Here is a 19,862-nt window from a genome sequence, read left to right on the forward strand (position 1 = left end):
GACGGATGGCCGCCGAACGCAGCGGCGGGGGAGACCCGGCGCGCACACTGGCCCTGCTCTGGCGTGATCCGCCGGAGCCGAAACCGGTCGGCAGGAAACCGAAGGTGAGCGTCGACCAGATCGTCAATGCGGCGATCACGGTGGCCGACCGCGAGGGGCTCGGCGCGATGTCGATGGCCCGCGTCGCGCAGGAACTGGGCGTCGGCACGATGTCGCTCTACACGCACGTGCCCGGCAAGGCCGAGTTGATCGACCTGATGACCGACACCGTGCTCCAGGAACGCGAACTCACGCCCGAGGGCACGTGGCGGGAGCGCGTCAAGCACTACGCGGACCGCACACGCGCCGTCTACCAGGCGCACCCGTGGATGCGGGACGTGTCGATGGTCCGGCCGCCGCTCGGGCCGGGGCTGATGGACGGGCAGGAGTTCCTGCTGGCCGCCCTCGCCGACTCCGGGCTCGAACCGCGCCACGTCACCGTCGCGCACGTCGCCGTCGAGGGGTTCGTGCACGGCGCGGCGGCGTCCGAGGTGGACGACCAGCAGCTCGCGGCGGCCACCGGGGAGTCCGGCGACTCGTGGTGGGGCGCGCGGCAGGTGTTCTGGGACGACTACTTCGACGTCGAGCGCTACCCGACGATGACGACCCTCTGGAACGCCGGCGCCTACGAGGTCGGCGACTCGCTGGCCGACCACGTGCACAGCTCGTTCGACTACGGGCTCGACAAGCTGCTCGACGGCATCGAGGGAGGCATGCGATGACCACGCTCGTCACCGGCGCGACCGGCACCGTCGGCCGGTTGGTCGTGCGGGGGCTGTCCGGGCACGTCCGCGCGATCACCCGCGACCCGGCCAAGGCGGCGTTCCCCGCACACGTCGAGGCTGTCCGGGCCGACCTCGACGACCCGGACAGCCTGCCGTTCGACGGCGTCGAGAAGCTGTACCTGTTCGCGCACCCGCCGACCGCGGCCGAGGTCGTGCATCGGGCGGTGCGCGCGGGCGTGCGGCGCATCGTCACGTTGTCCTCGGGCGCGGTGACCTACGGCTACGACAAGACGCACCACCTGCCGATCGAGCGGGCCGTCGAGGCGTCCGGGGTGCGGTGGACGCACCTGCGGCCCGGCGAGTTCGCGGTCAACAAGATCGACCTGTGGGGGCCGTCGATCCGCGCGGACTCGACGATCGTGCACCCGAGCCCCGACGAGTTCGGCCAGCCGATTCACGAGGCCGACATCGCCGACGTCGCGATCAGGGTGCTCGAAGAGGACGGGCACGACGGCCGCGCCTACGACCTGTCCGGGCCGCCGCCGCTCACCCAGCGCGACATGGCCCGCGAGATCGGCGCCGTGCTCGGCCGCGAGCTGACGTTCCGCGACGTCACCGTGGACGAGGCGCTGGAGCACTACGTGAGCGTCGGCTGGCCGCGCGAGATCGCCGAGTACGTGCTCGGCGTCGCCGGCTACGAGGGTGGCGAGGCCGACGACTTCAGCGACTACGAGTTCGTCGTGTCGCCCGACCACGAGCGGCTCACCGGCCGTCCGTACCGCACGTTCGCCCAGTGGGCCCGCGATCACGAGGCGGACTTCCGCGGCTGATCATCGCGTCGATTCCGGCCCCTCCTCGTTCGACGTACCGGTGAGAGCGAGGAGGGGCCGGTGCGGTTCATGGTGTTCGTCCGGAGTCCGGACGTGGCGGCGGCACGGCACGCCGAGGCGTTGCTGCGGGCGGGCGTGCTGCTCGACGCGGGCGACCTCGTGCCGGACGCGTGCGGGGTGTCCGGGTACTGGCTGATCGACGTCCGCGACCACGAGGAAGCCCTCGAGCGGGTCAAGCGGATCGCGCTCCCGGCGTGCGTCGTGGAAATACGTCAGGTGGCTGTGGTCTGATGCCTTCATGGGGGCTACCTCGGTGCATCGCACCATCGACGCGGTCTGGCGGATGGAGTCGGCGAAGGTCATCGCCGCGCTCGCCCGGTACACCCGCGACGTCGGCCTGGCCGAGGAGATGGCGCAGGACGCGCTGGTCCAGGCGCTGGAGCAGTGGCCGGTCGAGGGCGTCCCGCGCAACCCCGGCGCCTGGCTCACCACCGCCGCCAAGCGCCGCGCGATCGACCAGATCCGCCGCCGCGAGAACCTCAACCGCAAGGTGGAGGAGATCGGCCGCGACGTCCAGGAGGCCACCCCGGACGCCAGCGAGGGCATCGAGGACGAGATCGGCGACGACCTGCTGAGCCTCATCTTCACCGCCTGCCACCCGGTGCTCGGCACCGAGGCGCGCGTCGCGCTGACGTTGAAGATGCTCGGCGGCCTCAAGACCGAGGAGATCGCCCGCGCGTTCCTGGTCAGCGACTCCACCGTCGCCCAGCGGATCGTGCGCGCCAAGAAGGCCCTGGCCGACGCCGCCGTGCCGTTCGAGGTCCCCGAAGGCCCCGAACTCGCGCCCCGTCTCGCGAGCGTCCTCGAGGTCCTCTACCTGATCTTCAACGAGGGCTACTCCGCCACCCAGGGCGACGACTGGCTGCGCCCCGAACTGTGCGCCGAGGCGTTGCGGCTGGGCCGGGTGCTCGCCGAACTCGCGCCCAAGGAGGCCGAGGTCCACGGCCTGGTCGCGTTGATGGAGATCCAGGCCTCCCGCACCAAGGCCCGCACCGGCCCCGGCGGCGAACCCGTGCTGCTGCTGGAGCAGGACCGGGGCAAGTGGGACTGGCTGCTCATCGGCCGCGGGCTGAAGGCGCTGGAACGCGCCGAAGCCCTCAACCAGCCGCCCGGCCCGTACTACGTGCAGGCCGCCCTCGCCGCGTGCCACGGCCGGGCCCGCCGGGCCGAGGACACCGACTGGCACCGCATCGCCGCCCTCTACCAGGTGCTCGGGGGCATCTCGCCGTCGCCGATCGTCGAGCTCAACCGCGCGGTGGCGTTGTCGATGGCGTTCGGCCCGGCCGCCGGGCTCGCGCTGGTGGACGAGATCGCGGGCGAGAAGGCGTTGCAGGGCTACCACCTGCTGCCCAGCGTGCGCGGTGACTTCCTGGCCAAGCTCGGCCGCACCGAGGAGGCGCGCGCGGAGTTCGAGAAGGCCGCCTCGCTGACCCGCAACGTCCGGGAGCGCACGCTGCTGCTGGACCGCGCCGCGAACTGCTGAGCCGGGACCCCTCCCGAACCCGTCCGCCTACGGTTCCGCCACGGGCCGGGGGTGGGAGAGTCAGCGGTGAGCGAGGCGACGGAAGCCGACGGGTGGGTCTACGGCCTGGTGGGGGTCGTGGCCCTGCTAGCCGCGTTGCCGACGACGATCCTGACGATCGTCGGCTCACCGCTGACCCCGTACTTCCTCTTCGGCACGTTCGGCCTGATCAGCCTCGGCGTCCTGCACGGATGGCGCCGCGGCCACCTGCGCCTGCGCCCGTGGACCCCCTGGCGCCGGTTCGCGGTGGTGGCCATCGCCGGAACGCTCGTGACGACGCTGGCCACCGGTGGTCTGCTGCTCTCCTACGCGATCCTCGGCACGCCCCTGACGAACGACGACCTCGAACTGACCTGCACCGATCGCGCGTCGCACCCCAGGTCCGCGGTGCCGGGCGGCGACCGGATCGCCCGCGTCTACCTCGACACCGGCACCGGCCCGAGTCACTGGTGGGACTACGACCTGCGTCCGGTCGAGAACCCCGGCGACCTCCCCGACGTCCAGCTCGTGGGGTGCCTGACCCGGCTCGGCTCCGGCGAGGAGCTCAACACCTGCCACTGGACCGAGGTCCGCGGCATGCCCGCCACCAGTTCGAGCCGGCTCTACCGGGGCCGGTGGCGGCTGGACGTGCGCGAGGCCCGCACCGGCCGCACCGTCGCCGTCCACGAGCTCGACGGCGAGGACGACCCGGCCTGCCCGGACTCCAACCGGATCGGCGGCGACGGGCCGTCCGACGACCACACCTACCCGGCCGTCGCCGACGTCCACGCCCTGCTCGAAGCTAGGTGAGCGCGAGCTTCACCCCGAGCGCCGCGAACGACGCCGCGAAGAACCGCCGCAGCCACACCACCACCCGCGGCCGCGCCAGCACCCTGTCGCGCATCGACGCCGCGAACACCCCGTAGACCGCGAACACCGCGAACGTCAGCGCCATGAACACCGCGCTCAGCGTCACCATCTGCCCGAACCCCGTCGCGAACTGCGGCAGGAACGCCACGAAGAAGATCGTCAGCTTCGGGTTGAGCAGGTTGACCAGCACCGCCGACACCACGACCTTGCGCGCGGACGCCGGGGCCGCCGCCGTGTCCACGACCAGGTCACTGCGGTCGCGCCAGGTCGCCCACGCCAGGTAGACCAGGTACGCGACACCCAGGTACTTCACGACCTCGAACGCCAGCGCGCTCGCGTGCAGCAACGCCGCCAGCCCGGTCACGGTGGCCAGCACGTGCGGCACGATCCCCAGCGTGCAGCCGAACGCGGCGATCACGCTCGCCTTGCGCCCGTGCGCCAGACCGGCCGACAACGTGTACAGCACGCCGGTGCCGGGCGTGGCGACCGCGAGCAACGTCGTGATCAGGAATGCGAGGCTCATGCCCGCAACCCTGCCGCGCGACTGGTCCAGTTGACAGGTCCACAAACCGCCCGCGAAGTTGGACCACTTCCGATGTCGAGAACTGGCCGTGAGTACCGTCCCCGCAGCATGAGCATCAAGAGCATGCACCACGTCGGGATGACGGTCACCGACCTCGCGGCCGCCGTCGCGTTCTTCGAGGAGCTCGGCATGGAGCTCGAAGGCAAGGCGCACATGGAGGGCGAGTTCGTCGACGGCGTCATCGGCCTCGACGGGTCGGTCAGCGAGATCGCGATGCTCAAGACCCCGGACGACCGGTACCGCATCGAGTTCAGCCAGTTCGCGAAGCCCGACGCGATCGACGGCAGCGCGCACGCCCCGATCAACGCCCTCGGCCTGCGGCACGTCGCGTTCACCGTCGACGACCTCGACGACACCCTGGCCCGCATCAAGCCGCACGGCGGCGAGGTCGTCCGGAACATCGAGAACTACAACGGCATGCTGAAGACCTGCTACGTCCGTGGCCCCGAGGGCATGCTCATCGAGCTGTGCGAACACCTCACGTGAGAGCGCGCGCGTACGCCGTGGGGGAGACACCGACGGTCTGCGTGAAGTCCCGGACGAGATGGGCCTGGTCGCTGTAGCCCAGATCGGCGGCCAGATGAGCCCACTCGACGTCCGACTCTGCCCGTTCCAACGCCTCGTGGATGCGGTACCGCAGGATGACCCACTTCGGGCTGACGCCGACGTAGTCCGCGAACAGCCGTTGCACCGACCGCACCGACATGCCGCACTCCTGCGCGAAGTCCGCGACCCGCTGGATCTCCCGATCGTCCCGGATCCGTTGCACCAGCTCCATCGCGAGCGTCGCCTGCGGATCCGGCGTGGGCCCCAGTCCCAGCAGGAACGCGTCCAGCGCTTCGACTCGCGCGTCCTCGTCCTCCACGTCGAGCACGATCCGGGAGTCGACGTCGAGCCGCACGTGCCGCCCCGTCCACTCCGACACCGGCTCGCCGCGGAACGGCCGGAACCCGCCGGGCCGGAACTGCACGCCCGCGACCCGGACCAGCCCGCTCAACGTCCGGCTGAACAGCCCGAGTCCGACTCCCGCTACTTCGGGCCGGCTGTGCCCGCGTTCGAAGACGACGTTCACCGACGGGTGCGGCACGACGTGCGAGGTGTACGGCGCGTCCAGCGAGCCGTCGATCAGCCAGTAGTGCTCCAGGTAGGGCTGCAGCTCCGCACACGGCAGCCGCCGCCGGAACCGCACGCGCGCGAACAACTCGCGCGCGTCCACGATCCCCCGAGTGTCCCTGCGTGGCCCGTGCACAACGTCAGATCCTAGGTTGGCGCGTTTCTTCAAGAGCACGGGAGCACGGCGAAATACGGTGGCCGGCATGAAGCTCAGCGTTCTGCTCGACCGGGCCCGCGACCACGCGCTGCCCGTCATCGCGAACATCACCGACGACGACCTCACCAAGCCCACCCCGTGCGCGGACTACGACGTCCGGGCACTGCTCGACCACCTGCTGCACGTCGTCGTGGAGTTCCAGAAGCTCGCCGCCAAGCAGGACGCCGACTTCAGCCACACCCCGGCCTACCCGGACTGGCGCGACCGGTTCCCGGCCGAGACCGCGAAGCTCGTCGACGCCTGGGGCGAACCCGGCGCCACCGAGGGCATCGCCGGCAACATGGGCATGCCCGCCCAGACCGTCGGCGGCCTCGTCCTGCTCGACCTCACCATCCACGCCTCCGACCTGGCCCAGGCCACCGGCCAGCGCTTCAGCCCGGACGACGAGGTGTTCACCGAGGTCCACGCCCTGGTCACGCAGATGGGCCCGATGGCCACCGAGATGAAGGTCTTCAAGGCTGCCGTCGAAGCACCCGCCGACGCGTCGCCGTTCGAGCAGCTCCTGGCCGCCACGGGCCGCGACCCCGGGTGGAATGCTTGACCCCATGCTGACGATCGGGTTGCTGGGCGGAATGAGCTGGGAGAGCACCGCGGAGTACTACCGGCTGGCGAACGTGCTGGTACGCGAACGCCTCGGCGGTCTGCACTCCGCGAAGCTCGTCCTGCACTCCGTCGACTTCGCCGAGATCGAACGCATGCAGGTCGAGGGCCGCTGGGACGACGCGGGCCGGGCGCTGGCCGGAGCCGCCGCGAGCGTGCAGGCGGGCGGTGCCGACTTCCTGCTGATCTGCACCAACACCATGCACAAGGTGTACGACCAGGTGCAGGCCGCCGTCGACATCCCGGTGATCCACCTCGGCGACACCACGGCGGCGGCGATCCGTGCCGCGGGCATCACCACCGTCGGCCTGCTCGGCACCGGGTTCACGATGGACCAGCCGTTCTACCGCGAACGCCTGGAGTCGCACGGGCTCAAGGTGCTCGTGCCGTCGGTCGAGGACCGCGCGACGGTGCACCGGATCATCTACGACGAGCTGTGCGTCGGCGTGGTGCGCGACGAGTCGCGGCGGGCCTACCAGGACGTGATCGCGAAGTTCGACGGCGCGGAGGGCGTGATCCTCGGGTGCACCGAGATCGAGTTGCTGATCTCGCAGGCCGACGTGCCGTTGCCGGTGTTCCCGACGACGCGCCTGCACGTGGAGGCGGCCGTGGACCGGGCGATCCAGACGAAAACTGGGAACAACTGATCCACTCCCGGCTGCAACGCGGCCACGCAGCGAACTGTCCTAGTCACTGAGGGCTATTCCTCCTTCGGTGAACTAGGGGAGTTCGCGTTGAAACGATCACACATCGCGCTGGGGCTGTCGGCTGTCGTGGTTGCCGCCACGGCAGCCGTTCCCGCCTCCGCGGCGGCGCAGGAACAGCAGGTGCGCGCAGGCGACCTGACCACCAGGGTCACGCTCGTGACCGGTGACCAGGTCGTCGTCAACAAGGGCCACGTCGAGGCCAGAGGCGCCAAGGGCAGGGAGAACGTCGGCTTCCGGACGTTCACCGACGCGCAGGGCGACCTGCACGTGATCCCGCTCGACGCCCAGGCCCGGCTCAACGCCGGTGAGCTCGACGAGCGGCTGTTCGACGTCTCGCTGCTCGCGAGATCCGGCTACGACGACGCCTCCAGCAAGACGCTTCCGCTGATCGTGCAGGGGCAGGGGATCAGCGCGGCGAACGCCGAGTCGTTGCCGAGCATCGACGCCCGCGCGATCACGGTCGCGCGCGACGGTTCGTTCTGGAGTGGCGCCCGAGCGGCGGGAACCGGCAAGGTCTGGCTCGACGGCAAGGTCACCGCGTCCCTGGACCGCAGCGCCGCGCAGGTCGGCGCGCCCCAGGCGTGGGAGAAGGGCTTCACCGGCAAGGACGTCACCGTCGCGATCCTCGACACCGGCGTCGACGAGACCCACCCCGACCTCGCGGGCGCGGTGCTCGAGTCGAAGAACTTCTCCGACAGTGCCACCACCGACGACCTGGTCGGCCACGGCACGCACGTCGCGTCCACGGTGACCGGCGACGGCAAGTACAAGGGCATCGCGCCCGACGCCAAGCTCATCAACGGCAAGGTGCTCGGCGACTACGGCGGCGGCCGCGAGAGCGACATCATCGCCGGCATGGAGTGGGCCGCGGCCAAGGCCAAGGTCATCAACATGAGCCTCGGCAGTTCGTGGCCCGACGAGGGCACCGACCCGATGTCGCTCGCCCTCAACCGCATCACCGAGCAGACCGGCGCGTTGTTCGTGGTCGCGGCCGGCAACTCCGGTGGCCCGATCGGGTCGCCCGCGTCCGCCGACGCAGCCCTCACCGTCGGCGCCGTGGACCGCGACGACGAGCTCGCCGACTTCTCCTCGCGCGGCCCGCGCTGGGTCAACAACGCGGTGAAGCCCGACATCACCGCGCCCGGCGTCGGCATCGTGGCCGCGAAGGCGAAGAACGGCCGGATCGGCACGCCCGTGGGTGACGGGCACGTCGCGCTGGACGGCACGTCGATGGCCACGCCGCACGTCGCCGGGGCGGCCGCGATCCTCGCCTCGAAGAACCCGGCGTGGAAGGCCGAGGACATCAAGGCGGCGTTGATGAACAGCGCCGAGCCCAACCCGTCGCTCACGGTCTACGAGCAGGGCGCCGGACGTCTCGACGTCGGCCGCGCGGTGTCCGCCGCGGTCACCACGAACCACGGCAGCTTCTCGCTGGGCACCGCGTTGTGGCCGCACGACGACGACCAGCCCATCACGCAGAAGGTGACCTACCGCAATCCCGGCACGTCCGACGTGACGCTCGACCTGAGCATCGCCGAGGCCAAGCCCGCCGCGGGCCTGCTCGCGGTCTCGCCGGCCGAGCTCACCGTTCCCGCAGGTGGCAGCGCGGACGCCGTCATCACCGCCGACACCCGCGCGTCCGTGCCCGACGGCATCTACGGCGCCGTCGTCCTCTCCTCCGACGGCACCCGCGTGCCGGTCGGCGTGGTGAAGGAGGTCGAGAGCTACGACGTCACGCTGAAGTTCGTCGACGGCACCGGTGCCCCGTCGGGCAACTACAACTACCGGTTCGTCAGCCTCGCCGAGCCGCAGGCGTACTTCCGCTTCGACCCGTCCGGCACGCTCGTGCAGCGCCTGCCCAAGGGCGAGTACTTCTTCGACTCGTCGGTCTACACGCCCAACGCCGACCCGACGCAGCGCGGCGTCAACACGATCGCCATCGAACCGGCCTTCAGCGTCACCGGTGACACGACCCTCACCGTCGACGGCCGCGACGGCAAGAAGCCCTCGATCGGTGTCGAGCAGCAGGCCGCGCCCACCCAGGCCGAACTGGCGTTCAGCCTCGAAGCCCCCTGGGGCAGCACCGGCACCACGTGGATCCTGAACAACTTCGACGGAGTGGCGGTCCGCCCGTCCGCGACGAGCTACCCGCAGTTCTCGTTCCACGCGCAGAGCATCATGGCCAAGCCCGACGGCAACGGCGGCTTCGCGGGCAGCCCGTACCAGTACTACGTCCGCATCGCCGAGAAGACCCGCGTCCCGGCCGACGTCCAGCGCGTCGTGAAGGACCGCGACCTCGCCCGCGTCGACTCGGTCGTGCACTCCCGCGTGCCGGGTTCGGCGGGCCAGCGCGACTACGGCGCCACGGGCCCGCTGCCGTTGCGCCTCAAGGAGCTCTACACGCCGGACGTCCCGTGGACGGGTTCGCTGAGCGAGCTGGCGACCCCCGGCGGACCCGAACTGATCGGCTACCAGTTCGGTGTCGTGCCGCGTGTGTTCAAGAAGGGCAGGACCGTCACCGAGCACTGGAACAGCGCCGTCTACGGCCCCGGCGTGCCGCACGACGGGGCGAACGTCCGGTTCGCGGGCCGCGTCGGCAACCTGCTGCGCCTCGACGTACCGCTCTACAGCGCGCAGAACTCGTACGGCTCGACCGGCGAGCGGGACGCGCGCACCGTCGTGAAGGTCGATGGCCAGGTGATCTCCGACCTGCCGTACTCCGGCTCGGCGAACGTGCAGAACGCTCCGGCGGAGCGCAAGCGCTACTCCGTCGAGACCACCTCGGCCCGCGACGGCCTGTCGTCCAAGGTGGACGCCACCTGGTCGTTCTACTCGGAGAACGTGCCGGGCGAGGAGTTCAAGTCGATCCCGCTGCTGGCCGTCCGGTTCGCTCCCGCGCTGGACGCCCACAACCGCGCCGGACGCGTCGTCACCGTGCCGATCACGGTGGAACGCAACGGAACGGGCCCCGTCACGAACATCAAGGACCCCGCCGTGCAGGTGTCCTACGACGAGGGCAAGACGTGGAAGCCGGTGCCGCTGCGCAAGAACCGCGCGGGCTGGCAGGTCACGCTGATCCACCCGCACGGTGCCGAGAACGTGTCGTTCAAGGCTCGGGCGGCGGACGCGGGCGGTGACGTCCAGCAGACGATCATCCGCGCGTACGACCTGAAGTGACGTGCGGTGGGGCCGGCCGCAGGCCGGCCCCACCCATCGAGCCGAACGTTCAGCGCATGACTTCTCCCTCGCCGTCGCAGGTGTTGCAGTCGCTCGGGTCGTAGTTCGGGAGTCGCCACTCCGGGTCGGCGCAGTTGTGGCAGTGAGCTTTGGCATCTGGGGCCCACGGGCCTTCGCTGTAGTCCATGAAGGGACCGTGCGGCCGTGGTGTCACCCGACCGCGCCGACGCAAAACCGCAGGTAGGAACGCCAGAGCGCACCGGTGTCACCTGGAACTTTCGCCTTTCGCGCCGGAGTCCTCCCACACTCTGCGGGAGGGCTCCGGCGCCGTACCAGACCTACTTCTGGTACGGCGCCAGCGTGTCCGGGTCCACGTCCGGCGCCGACATGATCGGGTGCACCTCGATCGGCTGGTTCATCACCGTCCCACCGGGCCCAGGACACGCCGACGCCTTCCGCGCGATCTCCAGCACCCGCTCCCGGCTGTCGACGTCCACCACCCAGTACCCGGCGATCACCTCCTTGGACTCCGCGAACGGTCCGTCCACCACCACCGGCCCGGACTCACCGCCCCGCACCACGAACGCCCGCGCCGGACCGCTCAGCCCCTCGGACTGCAGCAGCTCACCGGACGCGCGCAGTTCGGCGTCCAGGTCGCGCATGTAGGCGATCATGCGGTGCATGTCCTCGTCGGACCACGCGGCGAGCCCCTCCCAGTCCTCCTGGTTGCCGCCGTAGCTGACCAGCATGTACTTCACTTCCACTCCCCACCGGTCGCGCGGGCCTTGATCTCCTGCACGGCCCAGCTGTTGCCGTCAGGGTCGTCGAAGAAGATGAACGACCCTCCGTCCGCCTCGTTCATCCGCACGATCTCGCCCACCTCGACGCCGCGTTCGAGCAGTTGCGCGCGGGCCTTCTCCAGGTCGGAGACGACGAGTTGGACGCCCTTCAACGTGCCCGGCTCGCCCTTGACGATGCCCTTGCCCAGCACGATCGAGCAGCCGGAGCCGGGCGGGGTGAGCTGCAGGACGCGGGTGTCCTCGTTGAACGTCGTGTCGTGGTCGACGGTGAAGCCGAGCTGCTCGGCGTAGAACCGCTTCGCGCGGTCCAGGTCCGACACCGGCACGACGACGACTTCCAGGGTCCAGTCCATGACGAGATTCCTTCCCAAGCGGCCTTTGCCCAGTCGTCGAACCAGGTCAGAGGCTTTTCGACAGGGGGTCCCGACCCACATACCCGAGCAGCCGGTCCTGCAGCGGGGCGTCGGCGGCGACCGGTACCTCGGGTCCGTAGACCTCGATGCCCGGACCGAACGCTCCCGGCGTGCGGAACCGTTCCATCAGCTCGTAAGGCACCGAGGTCGCCGCGGCCCAGAGCCGTTCGACGTCGGCGGCCGGGATCGTTTCGTCCTGGCCGGTCGCGCGGGCCAGGTCCCAGCCGTGCAGCACGAGGTCGTCGCTCACGACCTGGTCGACGTGCTCCGCCAGCGTCATCGCACCAAGAGGTGTGCTGACCTCGTCAGACCCGCGCGACACCAGCGCCTCCTCGACCACGCGGCGGGCCGTGCGGAAGTCCGTGAGCGGGTCCTCGGTGCGGGGGACCGGGTGGCCGACCATCACGCCGTGCATGTCGATGACGTGGTCGACGACCTCCAACGCCGTCCACTGCGCACACGGCGACGGGTTGTCCCACTGATCCGACCCCACGCGCGCGACCTTCGCCTCGAAGGCGTCGGCACGGGCCCGGTACCGCTCCGCGATCATGGCCTCACTCCTCGACGGCGCCACCGATGCGGCGCAGGTGCTCGCGGAAGGTGACCCCGCTCGCGAGGTACTCGCCGAACCGCAGCTGGCTGCGCAGGGACTCACCCTGCCGCACCCGGTCCGCCTGCGCCCGTTCGACGTCCCGGATCCCGCGTGCCTTCTCGATCAGCGCCCCGGCTTCGGCGGCCGGCACGAACAGCACCCCGTCGTCGTCACCGAACACGACGTCGTCGGAGGTGACGGTCCACTGGTCCACCTCGGCCGTCGACAACGCCTCGGGCGCCCGGTCGCGCAACGACAGCGGGCCGGTCGGGTTCGCGCCGAGGCTGAACACCGGCAGGCCGATCGCGCGGATGTCCTGCGTGTCGCGGTGCAGCCCCCAGACCACCACGCCCGCGAGCCCGGCGGCCTGCGCCTCCAGCACGACCAGGTCGCCCACGCACGCCTCGTCGCGGCGGCCTTCGTTGTCGACGACCAGCACGTCGCCGGGCTGCGAGCGTTCGAGCGCCTCGAGGAAGACGTCGACGCTGCCGGCGTGCCGGGCGGGCAGCACGCGGCCGCCCGCCTTCCAGCCCGCGACGACGGGGGAGACGACGGCCGTGCGGACCGGCACGCCGGACCGGATGCAGGCGTCGGCGAGGTGCGCGGTGGTCAGATCCAGTTCGGCAAGATCCATGCCGACATTCTCACGCAGCGACCTTCTCCTCGGCGTGCTCGGTCTTCAACACGTTCGCCGACAGGGCCGCGACCAGGCAGAACGCGACCGGCAGCAGGAACGCGTAGTTGAGCGGCATGACGTGGGTGAGCCAGCCGATCACCGCGGGCCCGGCGAGGATGCCCAGGTAGCCGAGCCCCGCGACGCGCGAGACGTTGGCCGCCGCGGCCCCCGGCTCGTGGTGGCCGGCGGCGCTGAACAGCTGCGGCACCGTGCCCGACAGGCCGATACCGGCGATCGCCCAGCCGACCAGCGCGAGCCAGATCCACGGCGACAGCGCGGCGGTCGCGATGCCGACGGCCCCGATCACCGAACCCCAGCGCAGCACCGGCACCGAGCCGATCCTGGCGGTGACCCGGTCCGCGAGCAGGCGGCCGACGGTCATCGTCGTGGCGAACGCGCCGTAGGCGAACGCGGCGAGTTGCGGCGACGCGCCGAGGATGTCCTGAAGGTGCAGCACGCTCCAGTCGTTGGCGGCGCCCTCGCTCAGCATGACCAGCGCCGCGAGCACGGCCATGATCCAGATCTTGCGCGGCACCTTGCGCTTCGCGGTCGTCTCGGAGGCGTGCTGCTCCTCCTTCTCGTCGAGCAGCAACCGGCCCGTGGCGAGGCTGACGACGATGCCCAGCGCACCGGCGGCGGTGAGCGTGACCGCGGGGGAGAGTTCCCAGCCCAACGTCCGTGCGCCGGTCAACGCCGCCGCGACACCGCCGAGCGACCACGTGGCGTGGAACGCCGACATCACCGGGCGCTTGTAGTGCCGTTCGACGACCACGGCGTGGGCGTTCATGGTGACGTCCATCAGGCCGTTGCCGACGCCGAAGAGGAGCAGCGCCGCACCGAGCGTCCACTGGTTCACGGCGAACCCGGGCAGCGCGGCCGTGATGCTGCACAGCACACCGGACACCGGAACGATGAACTTCACACCCAGCCGGTCGGTGATCCTGCCGCCGATCCGCATGCCGATGAACGCGCCCAGCCCGAGCAGCAGCAGCAACCGGCCGAGCTCGGCGTGCGTGATGCCCGTGCGGTCCTCGACCGTCGGAATGTGCACGAGCCACAGGCCGAGCAGGAACCCGTTGAGCCCGAAGTACGTGAAGGTGGCCACCCGCGCGGCCTTGAGAGCGCTCACACACCGCACGCTAACGAACATGCCGCGCGTTTGAAAGGTTGTGTTTCAAACACCACTGATGTTCAATCCGAGCCGTGTCCCGACTCAAGCAGATCACCGAGGCCGTCCGCGACGCCGGCTCGCTCGGTGTGGCGGACCTGGCGACGCTCACCGGCGCGTCCGAGATGACCATCCGGCGCGACCTGGAGGTTCTCGCCGCCCAGGGCGTGCTCGAACGATACAGAGGCGGCGCCAGGAGTCTGCTGCTACGAGGCGAGGAACCCCCGTTCGCGCTGCGGTCGGACGAGAACATGGACGCCAAGCGCCGCATCGCCCAGGCCGTCGTGGCGCTCCTCGCCGACGGCGAGTCCGTCGTCCTCGACAGCGGCACGACCTGCCTCGAAGTGGCCCGCCTGCTGCACGATCGGCGCCTGACCGTCATGCCGTTGTCGCTGCACGCCGTCAACGCGCTGTCGTCGTCGCCCACCCTCACGCTGCTCGTTCCCGGCGGCCGCCCGAGACCGGGCGAACTCGCCCTGACCGGACCGTTGACGCTCGCCTCGCTGCAGGCGCTGCGCTTCGACACCGCCGTGATCGGCTGCTGCGGCCTGTCCGCCGAGCACGGCCTGACCGCCTTCGACCTGGAAGACGCCTCCGTGAAACGCACCGCCATCGCCTCGGCCCGACGGGTGATCGCCGCCGTCGACGCCTCCAAGCTCACCCGCACCGCCCTGGCCCACGTCGCCCCGGCGTCCGCGCTGCACGCCGTGGTCACCGACGCGGACGGCGACGACGGCCTGACCGCCGCGGGCGTCACGGTGGTGACGGCATGATCGTGCTGTTCGACATGTTCGGCGTCATCGCGCGCGACCAGTCACCCGAGGTCATGGCGGAGATGTCCGCCGACCAGGACTTCTGGGACGCCTACTGGGCACACCGCCCCGCCTACGACCGTGGCGACGTCACAGCGGATGAGTACTGGGCGCGCGTGGGCCACCCACCGCTCGTGGAGCAGGACGTCGCCAGCTGGAGCCGCGTCGACTACGAGATGGTCGCGCTGCTGCACGAACTGCACAACGCGGGCCAGCGCATCGCGTTGCTCTCCAACATCCCCGAGGACCACGCACGCAACTTCGAACGCGCCCACGCGTGGCTCGACCTGTTCGAGGTGCGCGCGTTCTCGTGCCGCATCGGCCACGCCAAACCGGACCGCGCCGCGTTCGAGTGGTGCCGCGACCGCCTCGACGACGACGACATCCTGTTCGTCGACGACCGCCTGGAGAACGTCCAGGCGGCCCAACTCGTGGGCATGCGCGGCCACCACTTCACCGGCATAGACGGCCTGCGCGCCCTGCTCGGCGCCGACAGACCCGTCTAGCGGCCGGTCACACCAGCGACGACCAGTAGAACCAGAACGCCTGCAGCACTCCGGCCGCGATCACCAGATACCACAGGATCAGCACGACGCTGTGGAACTGGAACTGCGGCCGGATGTTGCGCAGCGTCGTGTACCAGAAGATCGGGATCGTCACGGCCCACACGACCATGCAGTACGGGCACAGCGCCTTGATCTCGTACAGCGACTGCACGATCAGCCAGTGCACGAACAGCACCCCGAACGTGGCCCCGACCTGCAGCCCGATCCACACCCACGACGGCAGTTCGACGCCGGCGAGCAGCAGCACGCCGAGCGTCGTCACCACCGCGAAGCCCACGACGCCGATCAGCGGGTTCGGGAACCCGAACACCTCGGCCTGCGCGGTCTTCATGATCGAACCGCAGCTCAGCACCGGGTTGATGCTGCACGTCGGAACGTAGAACGGGTCCTTGAGCAGCGCGATCTTCTCGATCGTCAGCACGAAGGAGGCGCCGAGGCCGATCGCTCCGCCGACCGCCAGCACCCACGCGACGATCCGGTTCACGAAAGCTCCTTCTCGATCGCCTTCTTCAGCGCGTCGTACGTGGGCGCGCCGGTGAACTTGGTGCCGTTGACGAAGAACGTCGGCGTACCGGTCACGCCGGCCTTGCTGCCCTCGTCCCGCGAAGCCAGCACGCGCGTGCGCAACGCCGAGTCGTCCAGCGCCTTCTCGAACGCGGCCTGATCGAGCCCGAGCTGCTCCGCGAACAACCTGAACGCCGCCCGCTGCGACGTCTGCTGCCCGCCCCACTGCGGCTGCGCCTCGAACATCACCTTGATCATCTCGTCCCGCTTGCCCTGCGCGCCCGCCGCCTCGACCGCGACGGCGGCGAGTTCGGCGTTGCGGTGGCTGGGGATCGGGAAGTGCCGCACGTCGAACGTCACGCGGTCGCCGTACTCACCCTTCAGCTTCTCCACGCCGGGGTGGGCGGCGCGGCACGACGGGCATTCGAGGTCGAGGTACTCGACGACGGTGACCTTCCCGTCGGCGGACTGCGGTGCCGCCGTGGTGTCGGTGCGGCTGAACAGGAAGAACCCGGCGACCACCACCGCCACGACGGCGACGATGATCAACGAAAGTCGAGCGTTCTTGGACATGACAAACCTCCACGAGGTACGCGAAAGAGACCGGGGAACCGCGGAACGGGTTCGGTCTAGGCGCGCAACACGCAGAGCTGGGCGAGCCGCACTTCCAGGCGGCGCGACGGGGGAGAGAGCACCGAGGGCAGGCGCACCGCGAGCGTCCGGAACGACCCGGACCGGCGCAGCACCGCGAACCCGATCAGCACGGCGAGCGCCACCACCAGGCACGCCCCCGCGACGAGGATGCCGTCGAGCACCGACGAGCCCGCGTCCACGTCGTCCACCACGAACGCGATCGAGCTCGTCGCCGACGTCGGGCACTGCGCGGTCCAGGCGAACTCGGTCTCGCACGGCGTGCCCTGCATCATCGCGACCCCGGCCACCAGCGCGAGCACGGCGAACACCCGCGCGAAGTACGCGCGGGTTCGCGAGCTGCGGGTGCCAGGCACGTGATCCAGAGTAGCGACCCGCGGCCTACGCTGGCGCGGGTGGGCACACTGCAGCGCGTCGGCGTCATCGGGGTGGGCGAGATCGGCAAGGCCGTGGTCGAGGGCCTGAGGCACGACGGCGACCCGACCCCCGAGATCCACCTGTCCCCTCGCGGTGCGTCCGCTGACCTGGCCGAACGTTACGAGGCCGTGCACCTGTGCATCGACAACCAGCAGGTCGTCGACCGTTCCGACCTCGTGCTGATCGCCGTGCGCGGCCCCGACCGCCACTCGCTCGCCGGCCTCCGCATCCCCGGCGACAAGATCGTCGTCAACGTCATGGCAGGCGTTTCCAACGACGACCTGCGGTCCATCCTGGACACTGCCGCGCCCTTGGTCCGCGCCATCCCGTTGCCCGCCGTGCGCGAACGCATGTCCGTCACCGTCGTGCACCCGTCCGACCCGGTCGTGAACGCGATGTTCGACGTCCTCGGGGGAGCGATGCCGGTCGCCGACGAGACCGCGTTCGACGTCTTCTCGGCCCTGACCGGCACCTTGACCAGCCACTACGCGTTCCTCGTCACGCTCGCCGAGTGGGCCTCGAGCCACGGCATCGCTCCCGACGACGCCGACCGTTACGTGCGCGGCCTCTTCGAGAACGTGGGCCGCTCGCTCGGCGACGAGACCCGGACGTTGCCCGGACTCGCCGCCGACCACGAAACCCCGAACGGCAGCAACGAACGCATCCGCACCACCTGGTTCGCCTCTGCCGCCGACGGCCTGCGGGAGTCGCTGGACGCCCTGCTGACCGACCTGCGCCGCCCCTAACCCCAGAACGCGAGCTTGTGCTCGGCCGCGAAGTCCACCGGCCCGATCGCCCCCGGCGCCAGCGACTGCACGTGCTGCCCCTCGTCGAACCGCGGCCACCCCGGCGTCCCGGTGCGGGCGAAGTCCGTCCACGCCTTGATCATGTAGTCGGACAACCCGCGGTCCTTCGTGAAGTCCCCGTCGGGGAACAGGTACTCGATGTCCGCCGAGTGCCTGGCGTCCTGGCCCGCGAACTCGAACGCGTAGACAGGCGCCTTCTTCGCGTACAACGTGTTCTGCCGGAACGTCGCCCGCGCCCACACACGATCCGTCAGCAACGTCGCCCAAGCCTGCTTCGGCGACGCGTACGCACTGACCGGGTACCCACGTTCGACCTCCGCCGCCCGGTCCGGGAACGCCTCCCGCACCAGCCGCGAGTAGTCCTCGGCCGACATGGGCTCCGGCCGGAACAACTCCACGAAGCTCGTGTGCTCGTCGCGCGTCGACCCGGCCAGGATCGGCACGTCCGCGAACTCGCCGGCCTCCAGCGACTCACCGGGCAACTTCGGCAACAGCTCACCGCCGTACCCGACCGGCTGGAAGATGTTCATGATCTGCGGGTGGTCCAGCAACTTCTCGACCGGCAACCGCCGCAGGCACTCGACGTCGGCGCACCCGAGTTCCTCGCCGATCATCGCGCCGACCTCCTGGATCTCCGGCACCGCCCGCCAGGCGAGCGACGGCAACGCCTCCAGGTCCGGGAACCAGGCCCCCTTCGGCACGTCCACGAGCGTGAACGAACTGTGCATGATCGCCCTGTGGAACAGGGGCTTCTGCCCGATCAGATGCGCACTCACGGCCGTCGCCCCGAACGACACCCCGAACAACGTCACGTTCCCCGGATCCCCACCGAACGCGGCGATGTTGCGTTGGACCCACTCCAAGGCCGCCCGCTGATCCAGCAACCCGAACTCGCCCGAGTGCGCCAGCCCGGGCAACCCGAACCCGCCGAACACACCCATCCGGTAGTTGAACGTCACCACGACGACGTCCCCTTGCCGCGCAAGGCGTTCCGCGTCGAAGTGGTGCCCTGCCCCGATCGCCCCGTCCCCGTGCACCCACACCAACACGGGCTTGCTCCCGCTCGTTGACGGCGTGGTGACGTTGGCGAAGAGGCAGTCCTCCTCCGTCGACCTGGTCTCGGAGTAACTCGACCCCACCTGCGGACACGGACTGCCGGGCTTCGTCGCCTCCCGCACCCCGCTCCACGTCGCCGCCTTCACCGGCGGCTTCCACCGCTCGGGCTTGGCCGCGTAAGGAATCCCCTGGAACCGCAGATGCCCGTCCCGCTGCTCACCCCGAACCTGCCCGGTATCGAGCTCGACCACGTCCGACGGCATCGCTTCCCCCGTCCCACACGCACCGACCAACACCACCGCGGCTAACAACAACGTCCCCCGACGCACGTGCCTACCTCCCCGTCATCAGCTCGACGGCCGCGATCAACTCCCTCTCGCAGACGTCGAGATCAAGTGCCCCGGACCGCAACACCACGCCGTTGCGCATGGCGAGCACGAACACCGCCACCACCTCCGGGTCGAACACGCGGAACTCGCCGGCCTCCTGCCCCCTGCGCAAGAACCCGGCGAGCTCCACGTGATCGGAATCGGCGATGCCCCCGTCCGTCACCGCCGAGTGGGCCCGAATCCGCAGGAACGCCACCATGTCGTCCCGGTGCTCCCGCAAAAAGGCGATGTTGGCGCTCAAGAACGCCCGCAACTCCTCCTTGGCGGACCCCTGCCCCATTCGAGCGCTCACAAACCCTTGGAACCGCTCCAAGATGTCCGCGAACACCACGTCCACCAGCTCCTGCTTGTTCCTGAAGTGGTACGAGATCAACCCGGTGCTGCTGAGCCCAGCCCTCGCAGCGATCGCCTTGAACGACGTCTCCGCGTAGTCCAACTCCGCCACGGTCGCGATCGCGGCCTTCACGATCTGCGCCCGCCGAGCCTGCTCGGTAACCGACTTTGCTCGCACAAGCAAAACTTAGCACGCCTGAGCAAACCATGGCTCATTCGGATGGAAACACCTTGACCCAATCGCCCGATCTCAAGTA

General features: G+C 70.1%; 25 protein-coding genes. 12 read left to right on the forward strand and 13 right to left on the reverse strand.

The window, feature by feature from the left end; genetic code table 11:
• Positions 1 to 5: 5 nt before the first annotated feature.
• The 5 genes from QSK25_RS18585 (at position 6) to QSK25_RS18605 (ending at position 3,965) form a co-directional block, all read left to right on the forward strand.
• The gene (locus QSK25_RS18585) at positions 6 to 761 is read left to right on the forward strand and encodes a TetR/AcrR family transcriptional regulator (RefSeq protein WP_285639798.1); all 756 of its coding nucleotides are present in this window, start codon (positions 6 to 8) and stop codon (positions 759 to 761) included.
• Positions 758 to 1,594 carry an NAD(P)H-binding protein gene (locus QSK25_RS18590; RefSeq protein WP_285639799.1) on the forward strand — a complete coding sequence of 279 codons (837 nt, stop codon included), beginning with the start codon at positions 758 to 760 and terminating at the stop codon, positions 1,592 to 1,594. The genes QSK25_RS18585 and QSK25_RS18590 overlap by 4 nt, the downstream gene beginning before the upstream one ends.
• A 60-nt stretch (positions 1,595 to 1,654) precedes the next feature.
• Positions 1,655 to 1,885, forward strand: coding sequence for a YciI family protein (locus QSK25_RS18595; RefSeq protein WP_285639800.1), 231 nt, complete (start codon positions 1,655 to 1,657; stop codon positions 1,883 to 1,885).
• 7 nt (positions 1,886 to 1,892) lie between these two features.
• Positions 1,893 to 3,137 carry an RNA polymerase sigma factor gene (locus tag QSK25_RS18600; protein WP_285639801.1) on the forward strand — a complete coding sequence of 415 codons (1,245 nt, stop codon included), beginning with the start codon at positions 1,893 to 1,895 and terminating at the stop codon, positions 3,135 to 3,137.
• A 66-nt stretch (positions 3,138 to 3,203) separates the two neighbouring features.
• Positions 3,204 to 3,965 carry a hypothetical protein gene (locus tag QSK25_RS18605; protein WP_285639802.1) on the forward strand — a complete coding sequence of 254 codons (762 nt, stop codon included), beginning with the start codon at positions 3,204 to 3,206 and terminating at the stop codon, positions 3,963 to 3,965.
• Here QSK25_RS18605 and QSK25_RS18610 read toward each other — a convergent pair.
• A complete protein-coding gene (locus QSK25_RS18610) occupies positions 3,958 to 4,548 on the reverse strand; it encodes a LysE family translocator (RefSeq protein WP_285639803.1) in 591 nt (196 codons plus the stop codon). The genes QSK25_RS18605 and QSK25_RS18610 overlap by 8 nt on opposite strands.
• A gap of 108 nt (positions 4,549 to 4,656) precedes the next feature.
• Here QSK25_RS18610 and QSK25_RS18615 point away from each other — a divergent pair, with 108 nt between their 5' ends.
• Complete coding sequence (locus QSK25_RS18615; protein ID WP_285639804.1) at positions 4,657 to 5,094, forward strand: VOC family protein; 438 nt, start codon at positions 4,657 to 4,659, stop codon at positions 5,092 to 5,094.
• Here the strand turns inward: QSK25_RS18615 and QSK25_RS18620 are convergent.
• Positions 5,087 to 5,824, reverse strand: coding sequence for a helix-turn-helix domain-containing protein (locus QSK25_RS18620; protein ID WP_285639805.1), 738 nt, complete (start codon positions 5,822 to 5,824; stop codon positions 5,087 to 5,089). The two genes, QSK25_RS18615 and QSK25_RS18620, sit on opposite strands and share 8 nt — an antisense overlap.
• Positions 5,825 to 5,924: 100 nt before the next feature.
• Between QSK25_RS18620 and QSK25_RS18625 the strand changes: the two genes are divergently transcribed.
• The 3 genes from QSK25_RS18625 to QSK25_RS18635 all read left to right on the forward strand — a co-directional run bounded on the left by QSK25_RS18625 (position 5,925) and on the right by QSK25_RS18635 (position 10,422).
• Complete coding sequence (locus QSK25_RS18625) at positions 5,925 to 6,479, forward strand: TIGR03086 family metal-binding protein (RefSeq protein ID WP_285639806.1); 555 nt, start codon at positions 5,925 to 5,927, stop codon at positions 6,477 to 6,479.
• A 4-nt stretch (positions 6,480 to 6,483) separates the two neighbouring features.
• Positions 6,484 to 7,185: an aspartate/glutamate racemase family protein gene (locus QSK25_RS18630; protein WP_285639807.1), complete on the forward strand. Its 702-nt coding sequence runs from the start codon at positions 6,484 to 6,486 to the stop codon at positions 7,183 to 7,185.
• 87 nt (positions 7,186 to 7,272) lie between these two features.
• The gene (locus QSK25_RS18635; protein WP_285639808.1) at positions 7,273 to 10,422 is read left to right on the forward strand and encodes a S8 family peptidase; all 3,150 of its coding nucleotides are present in this window, start codon (positions 7,273 to 7,275) and stop codon (positions 10,420 to 10,422) included.
• 49 nt (positions 10,423 to 10,471) lie between these two features.
• On the opposite strand, the gene QSK25_RS18640 is transcribed toward QSK25_RS18635, so the two are convergent.
• From QSK25_RS18640 to QSK25_RS18665, 6 genes are all read right to left on the reverse strand, one after another.
• Positions 10,472 to 10,609 carry a hypothetical protein gene (locus QSK25_RS18640; RefSeq protein ID WP_285639809.1) on the reverse strand — a complete coding sequence of 46 codons (138 nt, stop codon included), beginning with the start codon at positions 10,607 to 10,609 and terminating at the stop codon, positions 10,472 to 10,474.
• A gap of 151 nt (positions 10,610 to 10,760) precedes the next feature.
• Positions 10,761 to 11,171, reverse strand: a complete 411-nt coding sequence (locus QSK25_RS18645) for a YciI family protein (protein WP_285640125.1) — start codon at positions 11,169 to 11,171, stop codon at positions 10,761 to 10,763.
• A gap of 5 nt (positions 11,172 to 11,176) precedes the next feature.
• A complete protein-coding gene (locus QSK25_RS18650; RefSeq protein WP_285639810.1) occupies positions 11,177 to 11,575 on the reverse strand; it encodes a VOC family protein in 399 nt (132 codons plus the stop codon).
• A gap of 46 nt (positions 11,576 to 11,621) precedes the next feature.
• Positions 11,622 to 12,185: a TIGR03086 family metal-binding protein gene (locus tag QSK25_RS18655; RefSeq protein ID WP_285639811.1), complete on the reverse strand. Its 564-nt coding sequence runs from the start codon at positions 12,183 to 12,185 to the stop codon at positions 11,622 to 11,624.
• Positions 12,186 to 12,189: 4 nt separating this feature from the next.
• Positions 12,190 to 12,861, reverse strand: coding sequence for an RraA family protein (locus QSK25_RS18660; protein WP_285639812.1), 672 nt, complete (start codon positions 12,859 to 12,861; stop codon positions 12,190 to 12,192).
• 10 nt (positions 12,862 to 12,871) lie between these two features.
• Positions 12,872 to 14,032, reverse strand: a complete 1,161-nt coding sequence (locus tag QSK25_RS18665; protein WP_285639813.1) for an MFS transporter — start codon at positions 14,030 to 14,032, stop codon at positions 12,872 to 12,874.
• 74 nt (positions 14,033 to 14,106) lie between these two features.
• Here QSK25_RS18665 and QSK25_RS18670 point away from each other — a divergent pair, with 74 nt between their 5' ends.
• Positions 14,107 to 14,844, forward strand: coding sequence for a DeoR/GlpR family DNA-binding transcription regulator (locus tag QSK25_RS18670; RefSeq protein WP_285639814.1), 738 nt, complete (start codon positions 14,107 to 14,109; stop codon positions 14,842 to 14,844).
• Positions 14,841 to 15,389 (forward strand): HAD-IA family hydrolase, encoded by a 549-nt coding sequence (locus QSK25_RS18675; protein ID WP_285639815.1) that lies wholly within the window; start codon positions 14,841 to 14,843, stop codon positions 15,387 to 15,389. Before QSK25_RS18670 ends, QSK25_RS18675 begins: the two co-directional genes overlap by 4 nt.
• 7 nt (positions 15,390 to 15,396) lie before the next feature.
• Here the strand turns inward: QSK25_RS18675 and QSK25_RS18680 are convergent, their stop codons facing one another.
• Genes QSK25_RS18680 through QSK25_RS18690 form a run of 3 tightly spaced genes read right to left on the reverse strand, consistent with a single transcriptional unit; the run spans position 15,397 to position 16,960 of the window.
• Positions 15,397 to 15,933 (reverse strand): vitamin K epoxide reductase family protein, encoded by a 537-nt coding sequence (locus QSK25_RS18680; RefSeq protein ID WP_285639816.1) that lies wholly within the window; start codon positions 15,931 to 15,933, stop codon positions 15,397 to 15,399.
• A complete protein-coding gene (locus tag QSK25_RS18685) occupies positions 15,930 to 16,526 on the reverse strand; it encodes a DsbA family protein (protein WP_285639818.1) in 597 nt (198 codons plus the stop codon). The genes QSK25_RS18680 and QSK25_RS18685 overlap by 4 nt, the downstream gene beginning before the upstream one ends.
• 56 nt (positions 16,527 to 16,582) lie before the next feature.
• Entirely contained in the window at positions 16,583 to 16,960 is a 378-nt protein-coding gene (locus tag QSK25_RS18690) for a hypothetical protein (RefSeq protein WP_285639819.1), read from the reverse strand.
• Between the two features lie 39 nt (positions 16,961 to 16,999).
• On the opposite strand from QSK25_RS18690, the gene QSK25_RS18695 reads away from it, so the two are divergent.
• Positions 17,000 to 17,767, forward strand: a complete 768-nt coding sequence (locus QSK25_RS18695) for an NAD(P)-binding domain-containing protein (RefSeq protein WP_285639820.1) — start codon at positions 17,000 to 17,002, stop codon at positions 17,765 to 17,767.
• Here the strand turns inward: QSK25_RS18695 and QSK25_RS18700 are convergent.
• On the reverse strand, positions 17,764 to 19,146 hold the full coding sequence (locus tag QSK25_RS18700; RefSeq protein ID WP_285639822.1) for a carboxylesterase/lipase family protein: 1,383 nt from the start codon (positions 19,144 to 19,146) through the stop codon (positions 17,764 to 17,766). The genes QSK25_RS18695 and QSK25_RS18700 overlap by 4 nt on opposite strands.
• Positions 19,147 to 19,216: 70 nt before the next feature.
• Positions 19,217 to 19,783, reverse strand: coding sequence for a TetR/AcrR family transcriptional regulator (locus QSK25_RS18705; protein WP_285639823.1), 567 nt, complete (start codon positions 19,781 to 19,783; stop codon positions 19,217 to 19,219).
• Between the last annotated feature and the right edge of the window lie 79 nt (positions 19,784 to 19,862).

Origin of the sequence: Lentzea sp. NBRC 102530, from assembly GCF_030269365.1 — a bacterium.
Classification (GTDB): domain Bacteria; phylum Actinomycetota; class Actinomycetes; order Mycobacteriales; family Pseudonocardiaceae; genus Lentzea.